Source organism: Paracoccus aminophilus JCM 7686, assembly GCF_000444995.1.
GTDB classification, from domain to species: domain Bacteria; phylum Pseudomonadota; class Alphaproteobacteria; order Rhodobacterales; family Rhodobacteraceae; genus Paracoccus; species Paracoccus aminophilus.
Genome location: NC_022041.1, coordinates 72,501 through 89,692, shown reverse-complemented (window position 1 = coordinate 89,692; position 17,192 = coordinate 72,501). Strand labels below are relative to the sequence as shown.

Here is a 17,192-nt window from a genome sequence, read left to right as displayed (position 1 = left end):
GTGCAGACAGGGCCACCCTCGCAAGGGCGGCCCGTCACAGATCAGGGACGGACAGCCGTCACTTCGATTTCAACCAGCCAGTTCGGGTTGACCAGTTTGTTCACGATCATCGCCGAACGTGCGGGCAGGTTCGGCTGGGCTTCGGTCCCGAAATACTGGGTATAGCCTTCCATGAAGCCTGCGAAATCGGCCGGCTTGCCTTCGGGCGCAACCAGATAGACCTGCATCTTGACGACATCACCCATGGTGAGTTTCAGGTCTTTCAAAGCAGCGTCGATGTTTTTCAGAACGCTTTCGGTCTGGGTCTTGGTGTCGCCCCAGGCCTCGGGGGATTTGGGGTCGGCCTTTTCATCGGCGATCGACGGAACCATGCCGCTGACATAAACGGTCGTCTTGCCTGCCGGAACTTCCACCGCGCGTGCAATCGGGAAATCCGAGCCCGGCGTCTTGTGACGGATCACATCTTCCGCATGGGCAAGCAGCGGCGCAGCGCAAAGTGCTGCAGCAAGAACGAAGGTCTTTTTCATCATCATGTTCCTTCCAAAAACATAGGAAAAAGAAAGGGCTCTTTCGAGCCCCTTCAGATCAGCGAGCTGCGGCCACGTCGGCAGCCGTCGTCTCGCCCTCGTAATTATTCCCAAGATCGTGGCGAACGTAATTCACAACCTCGGCAACTTGCGCGTCATTGAGGACGCCGCCCAGCGGCGGCATGGCGCGGTAGCCGTGCAGAACCCATGCAATCACCGCATCCGGCGATTCCACGAATTCGTTCTTGGCCAGCGCCGGGTAATGCCCAGCGCCCACGGCACCCGAACCGTCCGGCATGTGGCATGCCGAGCAGATCGCGTTGTAGATTTCCTTGCCATGCGTTTGCGGCAGGCCAGCGGCCGCGCCACTTTGCACGAAGTCCTGTGCGAAAGCCGAACCCGACATCGCAAGGGTGGCCGCGAAGACGACCAGAGAGATCTGACGTTTCATGTCTGTGCTTCCCTTCTGACGATCACGCGCCGGTGACATGCTTGTGCAGACGCTGGATCGCATCCAGAGCCGACAGGATCGCGCCTTCCTGCCATGCCGGCAGGTGCGAGATGTGTTCGCCCGCCATCAGCGTGCGTTGGTCCATCTTGCAGGCATTGTCGTAATGCGCATCCATGTCGCGCCAGACGCCGTAGCAACCCAGCGTCCACGGCACGCGGTGCCAGCCAACGCCCACGCCGTTCGAGAACTCTTCGCGATACTGCGGGTGGATCTCGGCGCCGAATTCGAGGGCTTTCTCGATCCGCTCTTCCGCGGGAACCGCGTTGAACTGATACGAGGCCGCACCCCAGGAATAAGCCGCCAGCAGAACGCCCGGACCATCGCTGAAGAAGTTGGTCGAGGGATAGGAGATGAGCGTGATCGGGGTATTCGTGTAGGAAATCCCGCCGTAGATATGCTCGTCCTGTTCCCAGAAGCGACGCTTGAACTCGAGACCGACTTTGACCGAGGAGGCGTAGTAAACGTCCTCGATGGCCGCGGTCATGTCCGAGCTGAAGTTGTGGTCGATCTGACCCAGCACCGAGAAGGGAATGGTGCAGATGCAGTAATCGGCCTTGGCGGTTTTCTCTTCGGTGCCGCCGTTCGAATCGACATAGGTCGCGGTGACGCCGTTTTCGCCGCCCTCGATCTTGATGACCTTGACGTTATAGGTGATCAGATCTTTGACTTCTTTCTCGAAGCCCTGAGCGATCATGTCCATGCCGCCGATCGGCTGGAAGATCGCCGCTTGGTGGTCAATCGACTCGCCGGTGATCAGATCGTTCCACAGACGGCCCTTGAGGATGTCCGAGAGCGAGATGATGTCCGAGGGAACGCCGGCCGAATCGACACCGCCGCCCGGATCTTTTTCCCAGCCGCGATAGCCCGACACGTCGTCCGACTTCACATATTCCATCTTGTCGTTCAGCACGCCGTATTTCTTCAGCGACTCGATCAGGAGCGCTGCGTCTTCTTCGGTCACGAGCTCGTCGAGTTTCTTCTGGTCGACAGCTTTCGCCAGAAGCTCGGAAATCTGGCCCCGGTAATCCGCCTGGATTTCCTTGAAGCGCTGCGGCTTGCCACCAAAGGCATTGGTGTTGTGCAGATAGGCGTTGTAGTTCTGCTGAATGAAGGGCTCGAGCTTGACGCCAAAGCGCTTGCAATAGTCCAGAACCGCATAGTGGTCCGACGGAATGCGCCACGGGCCGGGGTTCAGGTAGTTGCCCTCGGCGAATTTGACTTCCTGCTTGAAGCCACCGAGTTCGGTGAACACATCGCCGCCCCGCAGGGTCCAGCAACGGCCACCGGCCTTTTCGCGATATTCCAGAACCTGGACCTTATAACCCGCATTGCGCAGCTCATAGGCGGCGGTCATGCCGGCAAGACCAGCACCCAGGATCAGGACAGAGGTGCCCTTGGGATCGCCTTCCAACTTCAAGGGGCCCTTGTAGTCGGACGCCCCAGCGTAACCCATCCCGGCCATCGCGCTATACATTGCGGATGCGCCAGCAGCGATGCCCACCATCGCCAGGAGGTTACGCCTCGTCATTCCCGTGGAAATCTCAGACATGTAATCTTCTCCGGTTAATACAAAAGTCTTGCGACATTTTGACACAACCCTTCTGACCTTGCGAGACCAGAAGAACAAGGGTGTATTTTTGCGCCCGAAAGGAGAATTACCCGAAGATTATTTCAGGATTTCATCATTACTGAGAAGATTGTCTTTAGCCAGTCTCATCAAGGCTGTCACCCCTCAAAACCGCAATCAGAGCCCCTCATCTGACACGATGTCAGATCTTTGCGGGACGAAGCCGCGCGCTTGATCAGAACAACCACAGGAATGCATGCGGAAACACGAGACAACCGGATCGTGCAAGCCCATGCATCCTCATACTTTTATCCGATTCTCGTGATTTATCTTTCGCCGGACGCCAGCTAGAGTTCCGGCTGATGTCCACCCCTCTGCCCCGATCCTCTCTGTGTCCACATCTGGCCCGCGCCGCTGACGCGCCCTGCCGAAATGGCCGGTTTTCCGCGTCGGAGCCGTGCTGGAGGTGCTTCGCAGCGGAATGTGATCACTTTTCCGCTGGTTCGGGCTGATCAGGTGCAGGAAATGTGTTTTTAAGAAAACCGTGACATGCCAGACCTAAGGTCCACACATCTGGTATCCCGTCCTGACCATAGGAGCATCGAACGACGCAGATGGCCGATTCCTCTCACCTCTCTCCGGCTGCCCCTCCTGCGATAACCGGCTCCGCGGATTCCGGAAGTCCCGAAGCAAGTCCGACGACGCGCGCGCGCTATCGCAGCCCGCTGATCACCGATGTCTCGGCGGCGCGCTGGCTGCTGCTTGGGGTGTTGATCGCCTCGATCTATTTCTTCCATGGCTTCATCGTCCCGGTTCTGGCGGCGACGGTGGTCTCGGTTGCAAGCTGGCCCTTGCGCGACCGGCTGGCGAACCGGCTTGGGCTTGGCCCGACCTGGGCGGCCACGCTCATGGTGCTGGCCATCGTGCTGTTGCTGGTCGTGCCGCTGACGCTCGCGCTGTTTTACACGATCGCCGAGCTGCGCAGCTGGTTTTCCTGGGCATTGCAGGTCAATGCCGTCGGCGCGCCAACCCCGGACTGGATGGTCGAGCTGCCCCAAGTCGGGCCCTGGCTTGACGAGCAATGGCAGGTCTTCATCGGCCGCCCGGGCTCGATCAGTGAAATCGTGCAGGCGGTCAGCGGCTCGAATATCGCGGTGCTCTATCGCGGCATCATCACCGCGGGCGTGCTCACCCTGCATATGGCGCTGACGCTGCTGTTCACGCTGGTCACGCTTTTCGTCTTCTACCGCGACGGCGAAAAGATCGTGGCCCAGATCGACCGCGCCGGCGCCCGCATCCTGCCCGAGCGCTGGGACCGGCTCTCACGCGTCGTGCCCGCCACGATCAGCGCCACCGTGACCGGCATGACCCTGATCGCCATCGGCGAGGGGCTGGTGCTCGGCGTCGCCTATTGGGTGGCGGGCGTGCCCTCGCCCGTGGCCTTCGGTGTGATCACAGGCTTCATGGCGCTGATCCCGGGCGGCGCGCCGCTGTCCTTCACGCTGATCTCGGGCTATCTCGCGGCCAGCGGCTCGCCCGCAGCGGGGATCGGCCTGTTTCTTTGGGGCACGGTCGAGCTGTTCATCGTCGACAAGACCATCCGCCCGATGCTGGTCGGCGGCCCGGTCAAACTGCCCTTCCTTCCCACCTTCTTCGGCCTCATCGGCGGGGTGAAGACCATGGGCATCGTCGGCCTGTTTGTCGGCCCGGTGCTGATGGCGCTGCTCATCACCATCTGGCGCGAATGGCAGCGTGAGATCGAGACCCGACCGCCGCTCCTGCCCGACCGGCCAAGCCTCCCCGAGAGCTGAGGACCGGCAGATAAATTCAGGGCGCCTTCCGCTGGAGGCGCCCTTTTTGCTGTGCTGCGACATCGCGCCGGATTGACCGAGACCCCCGGCTGCGGGATGAAAAGCAGGTTACGCGTTCCGCTTCGGACCGGCCCCGCTTCAAGGACCTGCCCCATGCGCATTCTGATTGCCCTGCTGACGCTCTGCCTGATCGGAGCCGCGCTCTTTCTGGTCCTGCGCCCGAAAGCCGATGCCCGCCCGCGCGACACCGGCGAGGATGTGCAGGCGCTCTACCAGCACAAACGCGACATCCCGCCCGGGCCGCGCAAGCTCGTTCAGCTCGGCCATAGCCTTGTCGGCCGTGACATGCCCGCCATGCTGTCCCAGCTTGCCGGAGAGGGCCATGACTACCGCCTGCAGCTGGGCTGGGGCACCAGCCTGCGCGAGCATTTCGAGCCCGATCTGAAGATCAACGGCTTCGAGCAGGAAAACGCGACGCCCTTTTCCCGCGATGCCCATCAGGCGCTGGCCAGCGGCGACTATGATGCTTTCGTGATGACCGAAATGGTCACGCTCAAGGATGCGATTCGCTATCACGACAGCCGCAGCTATGCCGCGAAATGGGCGGCCGAGGCGGTGGCGGGCAATCCCGAGATCGAGGTCTTTCTTTACGAAAGCTGGCACGCGCTCGACGCCGGGCCGGATTGGCTGGCGCGGCTGCCCGAGGATCTTCAGGCAATGTGGGTGCCGAATCTGCTCTGGCCTGCGGCGCGGGCCGCGAAAAAGCCGGTCTGGCTGATCCCGGCCGGGCAGGTCATGGCCCGCGTCGTCACCGAGGCCGAGGCCACGCCCGAGGGTATCGCGGAACTGAGGACCCGCCGCGACCTCTTCGCGATCTCGCCTGACGGCAAACCCGACCCGATCCATCTGAACGATCTGGGCAATTATCTGGTCGCGCTGACTCATTATGCGGTGATCTATGGCAAGTCGCCGGTCGGCCTGCCCCATGCGTTGCAGCGCGCTGACGGCAGCCCGGCGACCGCGCCCAGCCCCGAACTCGCGCAGAGGATGCAGGAACTCGTCTGGGAGGTGGTCCGCGCCACCCCTTTGACCGGTCTCTAGGGGTGAACTCCGCCCCGTCATTTGCGTAATTTGTCCGCAACTTCCTTGTTGTAGCCGGTCGCCACTGCTATGGTTATCGCCAGAAATTTTGCAACGGATGGCGGCATGTCGGTGCCAGAGGGAGGTGGACAGGAGGCCTGGTGGTCTCGGGCGCAAGCGGTAACGCTGCCGCCTATGGGATTGTCCATGACCCGGCTCGAGGGGCTATCGCCTCTGGACGAGCAGCTTGGGTCCTTTCCCAAGCGCGCGGTGATCGACCTCCTCGAGCCCCTGCTCTTCCCGCCCGAGCGGCCCCCGTCCCCGGAAATGCCTGAAGGCACGCCGCGGGCCTATGCCATTCTCGACGCGGCCAAGCTGGTCAATCTGTCCGAAACGCTTGAGACCAGCGGCCTGCCGCATCGCTGCCTGTTCAAGGGCGCCGCGCAGGAAACCTGGGGCCATGTCGCGCCCTGGCTTGTCGCGCTCGATCAGGAAAACCGGCTGACCCGCCGCCTGTTCACCCAAGGCGAGGGGCCTGTCGGGCTGTGGGATCTTGCGCCCGCGCTTTACTTCACCTCGACGCTTGGCCTGCACGAGCTTTGGCGTCATTTCCGCAAATTCACCCGGATCGAGGACGAGGCCGGAAAGTGGATCTATTTCCGCTTCTGGGAAGCCATTTCGATCCGAATGCTCTATCTCAGCCGCGATCTTCCCAGCGCCGCCGCCTTCTTTCGTCCCTGCCCGGTTCTGATCGCCCCGGTGCCGCGCGAGGGCGCTTGCCTGATCGTTTCCCAAAGCCTGTCCGCGCCCGGCATGTCTCCCCCTCCCCCCGCGTTGATGGAGACTGCGCCCTGAAACTCGTGGACATCCTGTCAGAGGACGCGCGTCGCGCCAGCCGGGACGAGCTGGTCGAGCAATATTTGACCGAGGCCGAGCAATTTCTCGACTTCGCCTATGATGACGACCCGCTTCTGGCCACGTCCGAGCTGCGCCGCGACTTTGCCCGCGCCTGCCTGGAGCGCTCGCGCAGCCTTGGCATCGCGCGCAGCCGCGAACATCTGAGCTATCTCGCGATCTCGGTGCTGTGCGGTTACGCCTTCGAGGCCAACCCGCTCTATCAAAGCGAATTGCGCCGCGCGGGCTGGTCGGATGACAATGACCAGCTGCGGCGCGCGCCCGATCCGGCGGCGATGATGCCCTTCGCCAGCCGCTGGCAGCGAATCGCTGCGGTCGAGGCCAGCGAGCCCGCACGGCTGTTGCTCGCCTGTCAGGATATGCTCGGCCTGCTGGAGAGCAATCCGATTTCAACCTATGAGCTTCCGCGGGACATGCAGGTTGCTGTTCTGCGCGAAGCTTGGCCCGATCGAACGGCTATTTTTCCGCTCAGGGCATTGGAATGGTTTTGCGATTTGCTAAATCGGAATATCGTGCAGCAACAAATGCCTGCGGATGTGGCGGTAATGTTCTCAGTGTTTTCGCTTCATCTCGGGATCTACTTCTTCCACGATCCGCGATATCGCCAACTCTCTCAGGCCTTCGCCCAACGCCATGCCGCCCCCGCCGAACGTTCTGCCTTGGTCGCCAGCGCCATCCGGCAGCTTCTGACCCTGGAACCGCTAACCGAAGAGACATCGAATGGCTGAAGCGCAGACCGGCAACAGAGGCATCGGGGATATGCTCGGCGACCTCCTGGGCAGCCTTGGCCAAACGACCGGCAATGCCGCGCGGCGCATCGGGATTCCGGTGCCGGGCGGGCGCGCCGACAACAGCCGGCTCGAGCAATGGCTGGCCCAGACCTCGAACACCGAGGTCGGCGCGGATGTCACCCCCTGCCCGGTCACTTTGGTCGTCACCACTGAAACCCGCGCCGGGGCGGTCCCGGTCAAGGGCGTCACGGTCAGCGTCGACGGCACCCGGCTGGGCGTGACCACGGAAAAGGGCGAACTGCGCGGCACTGCCTCGGCTTGCAATGGCGCGCTGCGGCTCAAGGCGGTCTATGAAAACTCCGACCGCCGCGTGAAGCGCGAAGAGTTCACGCTGGAAATCACCGGGATCGACGCGCAGGCCAAACGCGCCACCGGAGGCGCGGCGCGGAACTTCATCTCGAAGGTGCAGGATGTCTTCGGCTCGGGCGAGGGTGGCTTTCCCGGCGACAAGGATTTCACCGACAGCTATGCGGGCAGCGATCTGGTCACCGTCGGGCCGGGCGGGATTTTCGAGATCCATGTCCGCGTCAAACTGGCGACGCTGTCGCTGACCGTGCCCTATCGCAACCAGAACGACCGCAGCGATTCGATCAATGGCGTCGCCTCGTCGGGCTCGATCCTGTGTATGCCAAGCTCGGCTGAAATGCAGGCGCGCTACTGGAACATCCAGAAGACCGAGACCGACAAGGCGGGCAAGGTCACCCGCACCGCGATGGACCGGCTCGACATCATGCAGCGCAGCTATGCGCGCGCGCCCAAGACCTTCAGCCTCAGCGCCTTCCCCCGCCCCTGGCAGGATTGGGGCAATTTGCGCGGCGCGATGAAGGATCTGGCCGATGCCTCGAACCCAAGCAGCTTCACGGTCGGCAACGGCCCCGCCGGCGCCGATGTCGAGACCATTCCGGGCCCCTATGCCGATGCGCTGACCGAGCTTGCCGCCCGAGGCGTGCCCGCGGTCACCTCGACCTATGCCACCGACGGCCATGTGATGATCGTCATTGGCGCGGTCGTCAAACACGACGGCCATTCCGAATGGCTGATCCTGAACGACCCGAATGGCACGCTCGCCAGCACCGATTCGATCTATGGCACGCTGAAACTGACCGGCTCGGTCGGGCTGAACGGCGCCAATGCCGCCGCCGATGTCCGCGCGGTGCAGGAGGTGCTGATCCGCACCGGCGAATATACCGGCGCGCCCGGAGCCGCGATCAACTCTGCTGATCCGAATGATCCGACGATTGCCGCGATCCGCAAGTTTCAGGGCAAGAACGGCGATGGCGTGATCTCGCCCGGCGGCGGGACGGAGGCGCGGATGAATGCCCGCGTCGGCGAAGGCGCGAGGCCGACCTACAGCGCCGCCGAAAACGAGCGCAACGGTCCGACAGGTGACCGCGGCCGCCATGTCTATTACAATGGGGACACCAGCGGCGCCTATAGCAACACCGCCAAGAAGATCGTGAACAAGTTCCGGTTGAAAGGACAGGCATGGACGAGCGTGGTCGAACCCGTCACCGCATTGACGAAAGAGCAGATCGCCCAACGTCTGGATCCCGGAGTGCCGCGCGCCGAGCCGCCGGCCTCGGGGCAATAGCGGCGCTGTTCCTGATGGTCCCCCCGGTTCATGCGCAGACAAGCGCCCCTTGCGACGGCGCGGATCTTGGCGCTCAGCGCGCGTGCTCGGATCAGCGCGCGGCACAGATCGCGGGCGGTCCGGCTTGGATGGCTTGCGCGGGCAGCTGCGCCATTCGTCAGGACGGCGCGGATGCCGTGGTGCTCGACCTCAAGGGCAAGGAACGAAAGCGCCTGCCCGGCCTGCGCTTTTTGCCCGGCGCGGGCCAAACCCAATGTCTGAGCCTCCTGCCCTTCCTCACCGAGGCGGGGCATCTGCAATTGCTCGACAGCGACAGCTTTGTCGCGGCCGAGGATTTCCCGCTCACCGATCTTTATGACGGCAATCCGGTGAAGGACCCCTCGCTGCTGCCGAACGTGCTGGAGCTCGCGCAATTGTCCTGCGACGGCACGCGTTTCTTTGCGCCGCAACAGGACGGGCCGGGCTTTGTCCGGGTGATGATCGGTCAGGACGGGCTGGCGGTGCCGGACGACAACCGCAATGTCATCGTGGTCTCGCCGACGGGCAGATACGGCGTCACTCTGGACAGCGGCGAAGGCGAGGCTTTGCGGCTTCAGGACTATATCTTGTTGACGGATCTGGAGATCAACGCAAGATTTGAGGTGGATACGGTCTTTTTCGACATCGAGGAAAAGAACCTGCTGATCCGCCACTCTGATGGGCAAAGCATGGAGGTCGAGATCGTCAGTCTGGACGACGGCACCGTGCGCGGCACGGTTCCCTATCCCGCCGAGGCCGGGTTGAGCTTTCGCGTCACCGATCAGGGCGGCAAACCCGCGCTGGAGCCGGTCAATCTGCCGAATTAAGCGGCTCGGGATCGCGATATTCGTGCTCGCGGCCCTGCCAATCGCGGATTTTGTATAGACCCGGCAAGACCTCAACAACATCTTGTTGCATGAGTGGCACTTTGCCATAGCCTCCTGGCAGGTCGAGCACATAGGTCGGCAAAGCCGTGCCGGACAGCCGCCCACGCAAAGCCGCGATGATCGCGCGGCCTTCCGCGATGGTCGTGCGGAAATGGCCGGTGCCCCGGGCCAAATCGCAATGATGCAGATAATAGGGCTTCACCCGCAACCGCAGCAGCGCGCGAAACAGGTCTTCAAGGCTGGCCGGATCGGCATTGATCCCCTTCAGCAGCACGCTTTGCGACAAAAGCGGGATCCCGGCATCGGCCAGCCGGTTCAGCGCCTGAGCAGCGGCCTCGGTCAGCTCTTGCGCGTGATTGGTGTGGATCACCAACCAGACCGGGCGCCCGGCGGATCTGAGCGCGGCAATCATCGCCGCGTCGATCCGATGCGGGGCCACGACCGGCACCCGAGTGTGAATGCGCAGAAGATCGAGATGGGCAATCGCGCCCAGCCGCGCCATCAGCCCGGCCATGCGCCGCGCCGAAAAGACCATCGGATCACCGCCGGTTAGAATGACCTCGCGAATGGCCGGGGTGGCCGCGATATAGGCCAGCGCAGCGTCAAGCTGCGGCTCGGGCAGCGCGCCATCCTCGCCCACGACCTCGCGGCGGAAGCAGAAGCGGCAATAGACCTCGCAGCTGTGCGTCACATGCAAGATGACGCGGTCGGGATAGCGATGGGTGAGGCCGGGAACCGGGCTATGGGCCTCGTCGCCAATCGGATCGGCGAGCTCTTCGGGGCGGATCTGCAGCTCGCGCGCATCGGGCACGAATTGCGCCGCAACCGGGTCGCGCGGATCGCCTGCCCGCACCGCGCCATGCATTTCCGCCGAGATCCGCAGCCGGAACTCTGCCGCGACCTCTTCAAGACGCGCAGCTTCATCCGGTTGGGCGAGCCCGGCCTCGATCATGCCTGAAACGGTGGTGAGCGGCGCGGAGAGCGGGGGGGACAAGCGCAGATCTTTCGCAGGATTGAGCCAAGGCGCGGGTTATCGACCTATCGCGGCAAAATGGCAAGTCGCCCCCCTCGGACCAAAGCGCGCGTGGGATGCAACTATTTCGTGCACCGCGCCGTTGGTCTTCATACCCCTTCCCTGCTGAGAGCCGCAATGACGCAAGATCCTCGCTCTGACGGCCAAGTCCCGACCTTCCGCAGTGACCAGACCGATGTCGTGAAACTCGCCGCCGCGCTGGTGATCGTCACGATCCTCATCGGCACGCTCTATGTCGGCAAGGGCGTCCTGATCCCGCTGGCCATCGCCTTTCTCATCAGCTTTGTGCTGAGTCCGCTGGTCAACTGGCTGGCGCGACGCGGCCTGTCGCGGCTGCTCGCGGTCGGTCTGGTGATGCTGACCGTCGGCATCGTCATCGCCGGGATCGGCACATTGGTCGGCTCTCAGGTCCGCACGCTCAGCGCGCAACTGCCGACCTATCAGACAACGATCCGCACCAAGATCGACTCGCTGGCCCAGCAAATGCGCGGTCCGGGGGTCTTTGACGGCGCGCTGGAGACGGTCAACACCGTCCAGAAAGAGGTCACGCAGGCGGTTCAGGGCAGCCCCGAGACTGCGGGTGTGAGCAAGGTCGAGGTTGTTCCCGCCGCGACCTCGCCCTTCCAGACCGCGAAAGACTGGCTGATCCCCGCGCTGTCGCCCTTGGCCACGGCGGGGATCGTGCTGGTCTTCGTCTTTCTGGTCTTGCTCGACAGCGGAGATCTGCGCGACCGGCTGTTGCGGCTCATGGGCGGCAATCTTCATCGCTCGACCGATGCGCTGGACGAAGCCGGGACGCGGATCTCGAAATATCTGCTGATGCAGATCATCGTGAACGTCACCTATGCGCTGCCTCTGGGGCTCGGGCTTTGGTATCTCGGCGTTCCGGGCTGGTTGCTTTGGGCGGTCTTCGCGGCCTTCATGCGCTTCATCCCCTATATCGGCTCGATGCTCTCGGCGATCTTTCCGATCGGTCTGGCCTTCGCCGTCGATCCGGGCTGGGATATGGTGATCTGGACGACGATCCTGATCGTCTTTCTGGAGCTCGTGAGCGGCAATATCATCGAGCCGCTGCTTTATGGCACCACGACGGGTCTGTCGGCGATCTCGCTCATTGCGGCGGCGACCTTCTGGACAGCGCTTTGGGGGCCGGTCGGGCTGGTGCTGTCGACGCCGCTGACCGTCTGCTTGCTGGTGGTTGGGCGCTATCTGCCGCAATTGCAGTTCCTTGAGACCTTGCTGGGCTCTGCCCCGGTGCTGGATGTGCCAACCCGGATCTATCAACGCCTGCTGGCGGATGATCCGGATGATGCGCTGACCATCGTCGAGGACACCATCGAAGACGGCGATGTCGCGGGCTTTTACAGCGACACCGGCATCGCGGTGCTGCGGCAGGCCAGCGACGATTTTCTGGGCAATGCCCGCGCCGAGCACCGGCTGCGCGTCGCGAATGGCATGGATCTGCTGCTCGAAGATCTGCGCGCCGATTATCCGCCGCCTGCGGCTGGTCAGACCCGCCCGCGCATCGCCTGTATCGGCGGCAAATGGGAGGTCGACAGCATCGCCTGCGAGATGCTGAGCCATGCGCTTTCGCTCGAAGGCCTGCCCGCGACCGAGCGGCGCGAGGGCGCGCTGACCTCGCGCTATGTCGATAAGCTGGATCTCGACGGGATCGAGATCATCTGTCTGAGCTATTTCAGCCGCGATCCCGAAAGCTCGATCCGCAGCTTCTGCCGCCGTCTTCGCCAACGCTGGCCCGGCCGCAAGATCGTGCTCGCGCTTTGGAACGCGCCGGAAACGCTGCTGGACCCCGACCAGATCCGCGCGCTAGGCGCCGATGAGGTCGTGGCCTCGGTCGACGAGGCGGTGCGCCGGATCGCGCGCATGATCTCGCCCGAAATCGCCGAGCAGGCCCTGATCGCAGATGCGCCGGAAAACGACGCCGCGCGGGTCGAGGCGCTGCTCGAGACCGACATTCTCGACGGCCATGCCCGCGATGAGCTCGACGCTTTGGCCAAGCGCGCCGCCGATGTCTTCAACGTCCGTTTCGCGGTGATCTCGGCGATCGACGCCGATCGCGAGTTCATCGTCGGCCAAAGCATGGAGCTGCCCGGCGAGCTGACGCGTGACGGCACCGAGATGATCGTCATGCCGCGCGATGATGCGATCTGCGACCATGTCGTTGCCTCGGGCGAAACCCTTGTCGTCAATGACACCGAGCGCGATCCGCATTTCGCCGAACATCCTGCGATCCGGCTGTGGCATACCCGCTTTTATGCAGGCGCGCCGCTGACCACGAACAAAGGCCATGTGCTGGGCGCTTTGTGTCTGCTCGACACCGAGCCGCGCAAATTGGACGACGAAGAGATCGAGCTTCTGGGCACGATGGCCGCCGATATCGTTGCGGTGATGACCGGGGAAGAGGGCGAGGTGCCCGAACCCAAGCCCGAGCCCGGCTCGGCCTCGCTCGGGCAGGCTGTGCCGGATTAACGCGGAAAGATGCGCACCTTCACATCCTTGGGCGGTGCATAATAAGGCGCGGAGGTCACCAGAATATCCGCGCCCGCCGCCGTATAAGCGGCCGCATTCCCCGCATTGATCCCGCCCGCCGCTGCCAGCAGCGGGCGCTGTGGCAAGAGATCAAAGCAGCGCGCGATTTCGGCGATCTCCTCGGGCGAGGCCTTGTCGACCTGCACGATTTCGGCCCCGGCTTCGGCAAAGGCGACGGCCTCGATCACGCCCGAGGCCTCGACCGCCAGCCGCCGCTCGGGCGAATGCGCACGCAGCCGGGCGAAATGGCGGGCGAGCGGGATCTGGGCATCGAGAAGCGTGCGGTGCTCTTCAAAGATCAGCACGAAATCGGAAAGGCCCAGGCGATGGGGCACCGCGCCGCCGGCCTCGATCGCACGCAGCGCGGCTGTCTTCATGCCGGGCATATGCTTGCGGGTGCAGGCCACGCGAATATCGGGACGCACCGCCTCGGCGGCCTGAACGATCGCGCGGGCAGAGCTGGCCATTCCCGACAGAATCTCCATCAGGGTCTGCGCCATCTTGTAGCTGCGATGCAGCGCCGCCGCAGAGCCCTCGACTTGCAGCAAGCAGGTGCCCGTCGGAGCGAAACCGCCGGTCGGAACGCGGATCTCGGCCCGCGCACCGACCAGCTCGAACATCCGCGCGGCCTCTTCACTGGCGCAGACCGTCATATCATAGCGCGCCGTCAGACTTGCCTGAGCGACGACATTGGCAATGCCGAGACCCTCGGTGGTCGGGTCCGAATAGGGGCAATCGTCGTTGAGAATGCGCTGAAGCTCGGCGTCCGAGAGGTGAGACATCGCTGGGGCTTTCCCGCCGGAACGGCGCAAGGCGGCGCTTCACGTCGCCGGATTGGTCTCAAGATAGCTGAGAATCCGCGAGACATTGGTTGCCCGCCAGGCCGCTCCGCGCGCCGTGGTGATCCCGGCGCGGTTCAGCTCGGAGGCAATATCGCCCATGGTCGCGCCACGGTGGCGCAGGGGCAGCGCGATCCGGGCGATCTGCTCGATCTGGTCGTGGCCACGCGGGCGTTGATAGGTCTGACGCGTGGTAATCTCATCGGGTAACGCCTGCCGCGCCTGCCGATGATCGAAACGCCGCTCTTGCGCCTGCAGCCGGGCAAAAACCAGAAGCTCGGATTTCGGCGCGTCGGGCAGCGAGGCTACCCGCAAGGCCAGACCCGCATTGGCAAAAAACGGGGCGAATCCCATATCGTCGAAGGGCAAACGGTCGGTGCGCGCGACCAGAAGCGTCGCTCCCGTCTCCTGACAGAGCGAGAGCGCCGTATCGAGATTGCGCGCGCGCTCCTCGATGCTGGTCAGGCGGTCACAATAATGGCCCAGAATATCCGGCGCGCTGACGTAATCGGCCAGATACAGCTCGATATCGCGGTTCTGCGCCGCGAGGCTGACATCGGCTCGCCCGAGATCCTCGGGGCCGCTGCGGGTATAGATGACAAATCGCGCCATGTTCACATCCGGTCCCGCCGGGCCCCCGAGACGGACCTGCCAGGCATCCTGCACCTACATCGGTTTCGTTATATCTCACCAAACATAACGAAAGGAAAGCCCGGAATCCTCGAGGCTGCGTGTTTGCGGGTGTTTCGGCGGTGGATCGGTTGGTTCTGAGTGCGCGTTCCTCCGAGCCGATGCTCTCGGGGTGCACGAATATGATCTCGGCCCACCGGCATCTCTTCGCGGCGTTTTCCGTGATGCCTATAGGTCGGGTGAGACGATCCGGGAGCGTTATGGTCTGACGGCGGTGTGAGGCTGTGCTCTGTACCTTGAGGGCGCCCGACCGCGTGGATGGGCGTCTTTTTTCGTGGATGTGCTTCGGGATGCCATCCTACGACCACGCATCTGCATGGGGATGTGCCTATCAGCCGTCCTCAAGCTTTGAGGCTTCGGCTTATTTCGCGAGGACGACGAACAAGGACATCCCCGCGGAGCGAGGTTGTTCTGTATCTATATTTGGATTTGGTTGCGGGGACAGGATTTGAACCTGTGACCTTCAGGTTATGAGCCTGACGAGCTACCGGGCTGCTCTACCCCGCGCCGGTTGCGCTGCTGGTTTTGCGGCGCTTTTTTTTATCATCGTTTATGAGAGATATGTTTGCTTCTTACCAGGTCTGGCGGTGACCTACTCTCCCACGTCTTAGGACGCAGTACCATTGGCGCGACGGCGCTTAACTGCCGAGTTCGGGATGGGATCGGGTGTTTCGCTCGTGCTTTGGCCACCAGACCAGGAAAGAAGCAATCGGCGTTTCCCTTTCGGGATCGGTTTGTCCAAGTATTGATGCTTTTGGAAGTTTAGACAGGTCTGTCTTCTTCCGGATCAAATCAAGCCTATCGAGCCATTAGTACCAGTCAGCTGAACGCATTGCTGCGCTTACACCTCTGGCCTATCGACGTGGTGGTCTTCCACGGCTCTCAAGGGATACCTTGTTTTGAGGGGGGCTTCACGCTTAGATGCCTTCAGCGTTTATCCTGTCCGTTCATAGCTACCCAGCACTGCCGTTGGCACGACAACTGGTCCACCAGTGGAACGTTCACCCCGGTCCTCTCGTACTAGGGGCAACTCCTCTCAAGTATCCTACACCCACGGCAGATAGGGACCGAACTGTCTCACGACGTTCTAAACCCAGCTCACGTACCTCTTTAAACGGCGAACAGCCGTACCCTTGGGACCTGCTCCAGCCCCAGGATGAGATGAGCCGACATCGAGGTGCCAAACGATGCCGTCGATATGGACTCTTGGGCATCATCAGCCTGTTATCCCCAGCGTACCTTTTATCCGTTGAGCGATGGCCCTTCCACTCGGGACCACCGGATCACTATGGCCGACTTTCGTCTCTGCTCGACTTGTCAGTCTTGCAGTCAGGCTGGCTTCTGCCATTGCACTCAACGAGCGATTTCCGACCGCTCTGAGCCAACCTTCGCGCGCCTCCGTTACTCTTTGGGAGGCGACCGCCCCAGTCAAACTACCCACCACGCAGGGTCCCGGATCCGGATAACGGACCGCGGTTAGACATCAAGAGTGCGAAGGGTGGTATCTCAAGGATGGCTCCACCGGAACTGGCGTCCCGGTTTCAGCGCCTACCACCTATCCTGCACATCACAATCCTGATGCCAGTGCGAAGCTATAGTAAAGGTGCATGGGGTCTTTCCGTCTAACCGCGGGAAGTCTGCATCTTCACAGACAATTCAATTTCGCTGAGTCCACATTTGAGACAGCGGGGAAGTCGTTACGCCATTCGTGCAGGTCGGAACTTACCCGACAAGGAATTTCGCTACCTTAGGACCGTTATAGTTACGGCCGCCGTTTACCGGGGCTTCAATTCAGAGCTTGCACTCCTCCTTTTAACCTTCCGGCACCGGGCAGGCGTCAGACCCTATACGTCGTCTTACGACTTCGCAGAGCCCTGTGTTTTTAGTAAACAGTCGCCACCCCCTGATTTGTGCCCCCCGCCTATAGTTGCCTACAAACGGGGCCTCCTTCTCGCGAACTTACGGAGGTATTTTGCCGAGTTCCTTAAATGTGGTTCTCTCAAGCGCCTTGGTATTCTCTACCAGTCCACCTGTGTCGGTTTAGGGTACGGTCTTGTGGAGGGCTATTTCCAGGAACCCCTCAGCAGCCCATTCAATCCGATAAGGATGAACTACCTCTGGGATCCGTCACCATCTCCTGGCCCAGGAATATTAACCTGGTTCCCATCGACTACGCCTTTCGGCCTCGCCTTAGGGGCCGGCTTACCCTGCTCAGATTAGCTTTAAGCAGGAACCCTTGGACTTTCGGCGACAGGGTCTCTCACCCTGTTTGTCGCTACTCATGTCAACATTCTCACTTCTGATCACTCCACCGGATGCCTTACAGCCCGGCTTCACAGTCAGAACATTGCCTCTGTTACTTTTTGCAAAGCAAAAGAGGCA

General features: G+C 62.3%; 13 protein-coding genes, 1 tRNA gene and 2 rRNA genes (1 of these 16 only partly in view). 7 read left to right on the top strand and 9 right to left on the bottom strand.

Features of this window, described 5'->3' with window-relative positions:
- Positions 1–41 precede the first annotated feature (41 nt).
- From JCM7686_RS00475 to JCM7686_RS00465, 3 genes are read right to left on the bottom strand one after another with little or no spacing between them, the layout of a single operon-like run.
- A complete protein-coding gene (locus tag JCM7686_RS00475) occupies positions 42–527 on the bottom strand; it encodes a RidA family protein (protein WP_236635858.1) in 486 nt (161 codons plus the stop codon).
- Between the two features lie 58 nt (positions 528–585).
- A complete protein-coding gene (locus JCM7686_RS00470; RefSeq protein ID WP_020948903.1) occupies positions 586–978 on the bottom strand; it encodes a c-type cytochrome in 393 nt (130 codons plus the stop codon).
- Positions 979–1,000: 22 nt separating this feature from the next.
- Complete coding sequence (locus JCM7686_RS00465; RefSeq protein ID WP_020948902.1) at positions 1,001–2,587, bottom strand: flavin monoamine oxidase family protein; 1,587 nt, start codon at positions 2,585–2,587, stop codon at positions 1,001–1,003.
- Between the two features lie 632 nt (positions 2,588–3,219).
- Between JCM7686_RS00465 and JCM7686_RS00460 the strand changes: the two genes are divergently transcribed.
- From JCM7686_RS00460 to JCM7686_RS00435, 6 genes are all read left to right on the top strand, one after another.
- Entirely contained in the window at positions 3,220–4,416 is a 1,197-nt protein-coding gene (locus JCM7686_RS00460; RefSeq protein ID WP_020948901.1) for an AI-2E family transporter, read from the top strand.
- 153 nt (positions 4,417–4,569) lie between these two features.
- A complete protein-coding gene (locus JCM7686_RS00455; protein WP_020948900.1) occupies positions 4,570–5,517 on the top strand; it encodes a hypothetical protein in 948 nt (315 codons plus the stop codon).
- A gap of 186 nt (positions 5,518–5,703) precedes the next feature.
- The gene (locus tag JCM7686_RS00450; protein ID WP_020948899.1) at positions 5,704–6,351 is read left to right on the top strand and encodes a DUF4123 domain-containing protein; all 648 of its coding nucleotides are present in this window, start codon (positions 5,704–5,706) and stop codon (positions 6,349–6,351) included.
- A 5-nt stretch (positions 6,352–6,356) separates the two neighbouring features.
- Positions 6,357–7,139 (top strand): hypothetical protein, encoded by a 783-nt coding sequence (locus tag JCM7686_RS00445; protein WP_020948898.1) that lies wholly within the window; start codon positions 6,357–6,359, stop codon positions 7,137–7,139.
- Complete coding sequence (locus tag JCM7686_RS00440) at positions 7,132–8,793, top strand: cysteine peptidase family C39 domain-containing protein (protein ID WP_041527022.1); 1,662 nt, start codon at positions 7,132–7,134, stop codon at positions 8,791–8,793. The genes JCM7686_RS00445 and JCM7686_RS00440 overlap by 8 nt, the downstream gene beginning before the upstream one ends.
- 14 nt (positions 8,794–8,807) lie before the next feature.
- Positions 8,808–9,638 carry a hypothetical protein gene (locus JCM7686_RS00435; RefSeq protein ID WP_041527021.1) on the top strand — a complete coding sequence of 277 codons (831 nt, stop codon included), beginning with the start codon at positions 8,808–8,810 and terminating at the stop codon, positions 9,636–9,638.
- Here JCM7686_RS00435 and JCM7686_RS00430 read toward each other — a convergent pair.
- A complete protein-coding gene (locus JCM7686_RS00430; protein WP_020948895.1) occupies positions 9,622–10,650 on the bottom strand; it encodes a lysine-2,3-aminomutase-like protein in 1,029 nt (342 codons plus the stop codon). The two genes, JCM7686_RS00435 and JCM7686_RS00430, sit on opposite strands and share 17 nt — an antisense overlap.
- Before the next feature lie 198 nt (positions 10,651–10,848).
- On the opposite strand from JCM7686_RS00430, the gene JCM7686_RS00425 reads away from it, so the two are divergent.
- A complete protein-coding gene (locus tag JCM7686_RS00425; RefSeq protein WP_051201490.1) occupies positions 10,849–13,221 on the top strand; it encodes an AI-2E family transporter in 2,373 nt (790 codons plus the stop codon).
- Here JCM7686_RS00425 and modD read toward each other — a convergent pair.
- The 5 genes from modD to JCM7686_RS00400 form a co-directional block, all read right to left on the bottom strand.
- Positions 13,218–14,063, bottom strand: a complete 846-nt coding sequence (gene modD, locus JCM7686_RS00420) for a ModD protein (protein ID WP_020948893.1) — start codon at positions 14,061–14,063, stop codon at positions 13,218–13,220. The two genes, JCM7686_RS00425 and modD, sit on opposite strands and share 4 nt — an antisense overlap.
- A 39-nt stretch (positions 14,064–14,102) precedes the next feature.
- Entirely contained in the window at positions 14,103–14,732 is a 630-nt protein-coding gene (locus tag JCM7686_RS23255; protein ID WP_020948892.1) for a recombinase family protein, read from the bottom strand.
- A 508-nt stretch (positions 14,733–15,240) separates the two neighbouring features.
- Positions 15,241–15,317: transfer RNA gene (locus tag JCM7686_RS00410), tRNA-Met, on the bottom strand.
- A 72-nt stretch (positions 15,318–15,389) separates the two neighbouring features.
- Positions 15,390–15,504 (bottom strand): 5S ribosomal RNA (gene rrf, locus JCM7686_RS00405).
- A gap of 94 nt (positions 15,505–15,598) precedes the next feature.
- Positions 15,599–17,192, bottom strand: a 23S ribosomal RNA gene (locus JCM7686_RS00400); it runs 1,235 nt beyond the window's last position.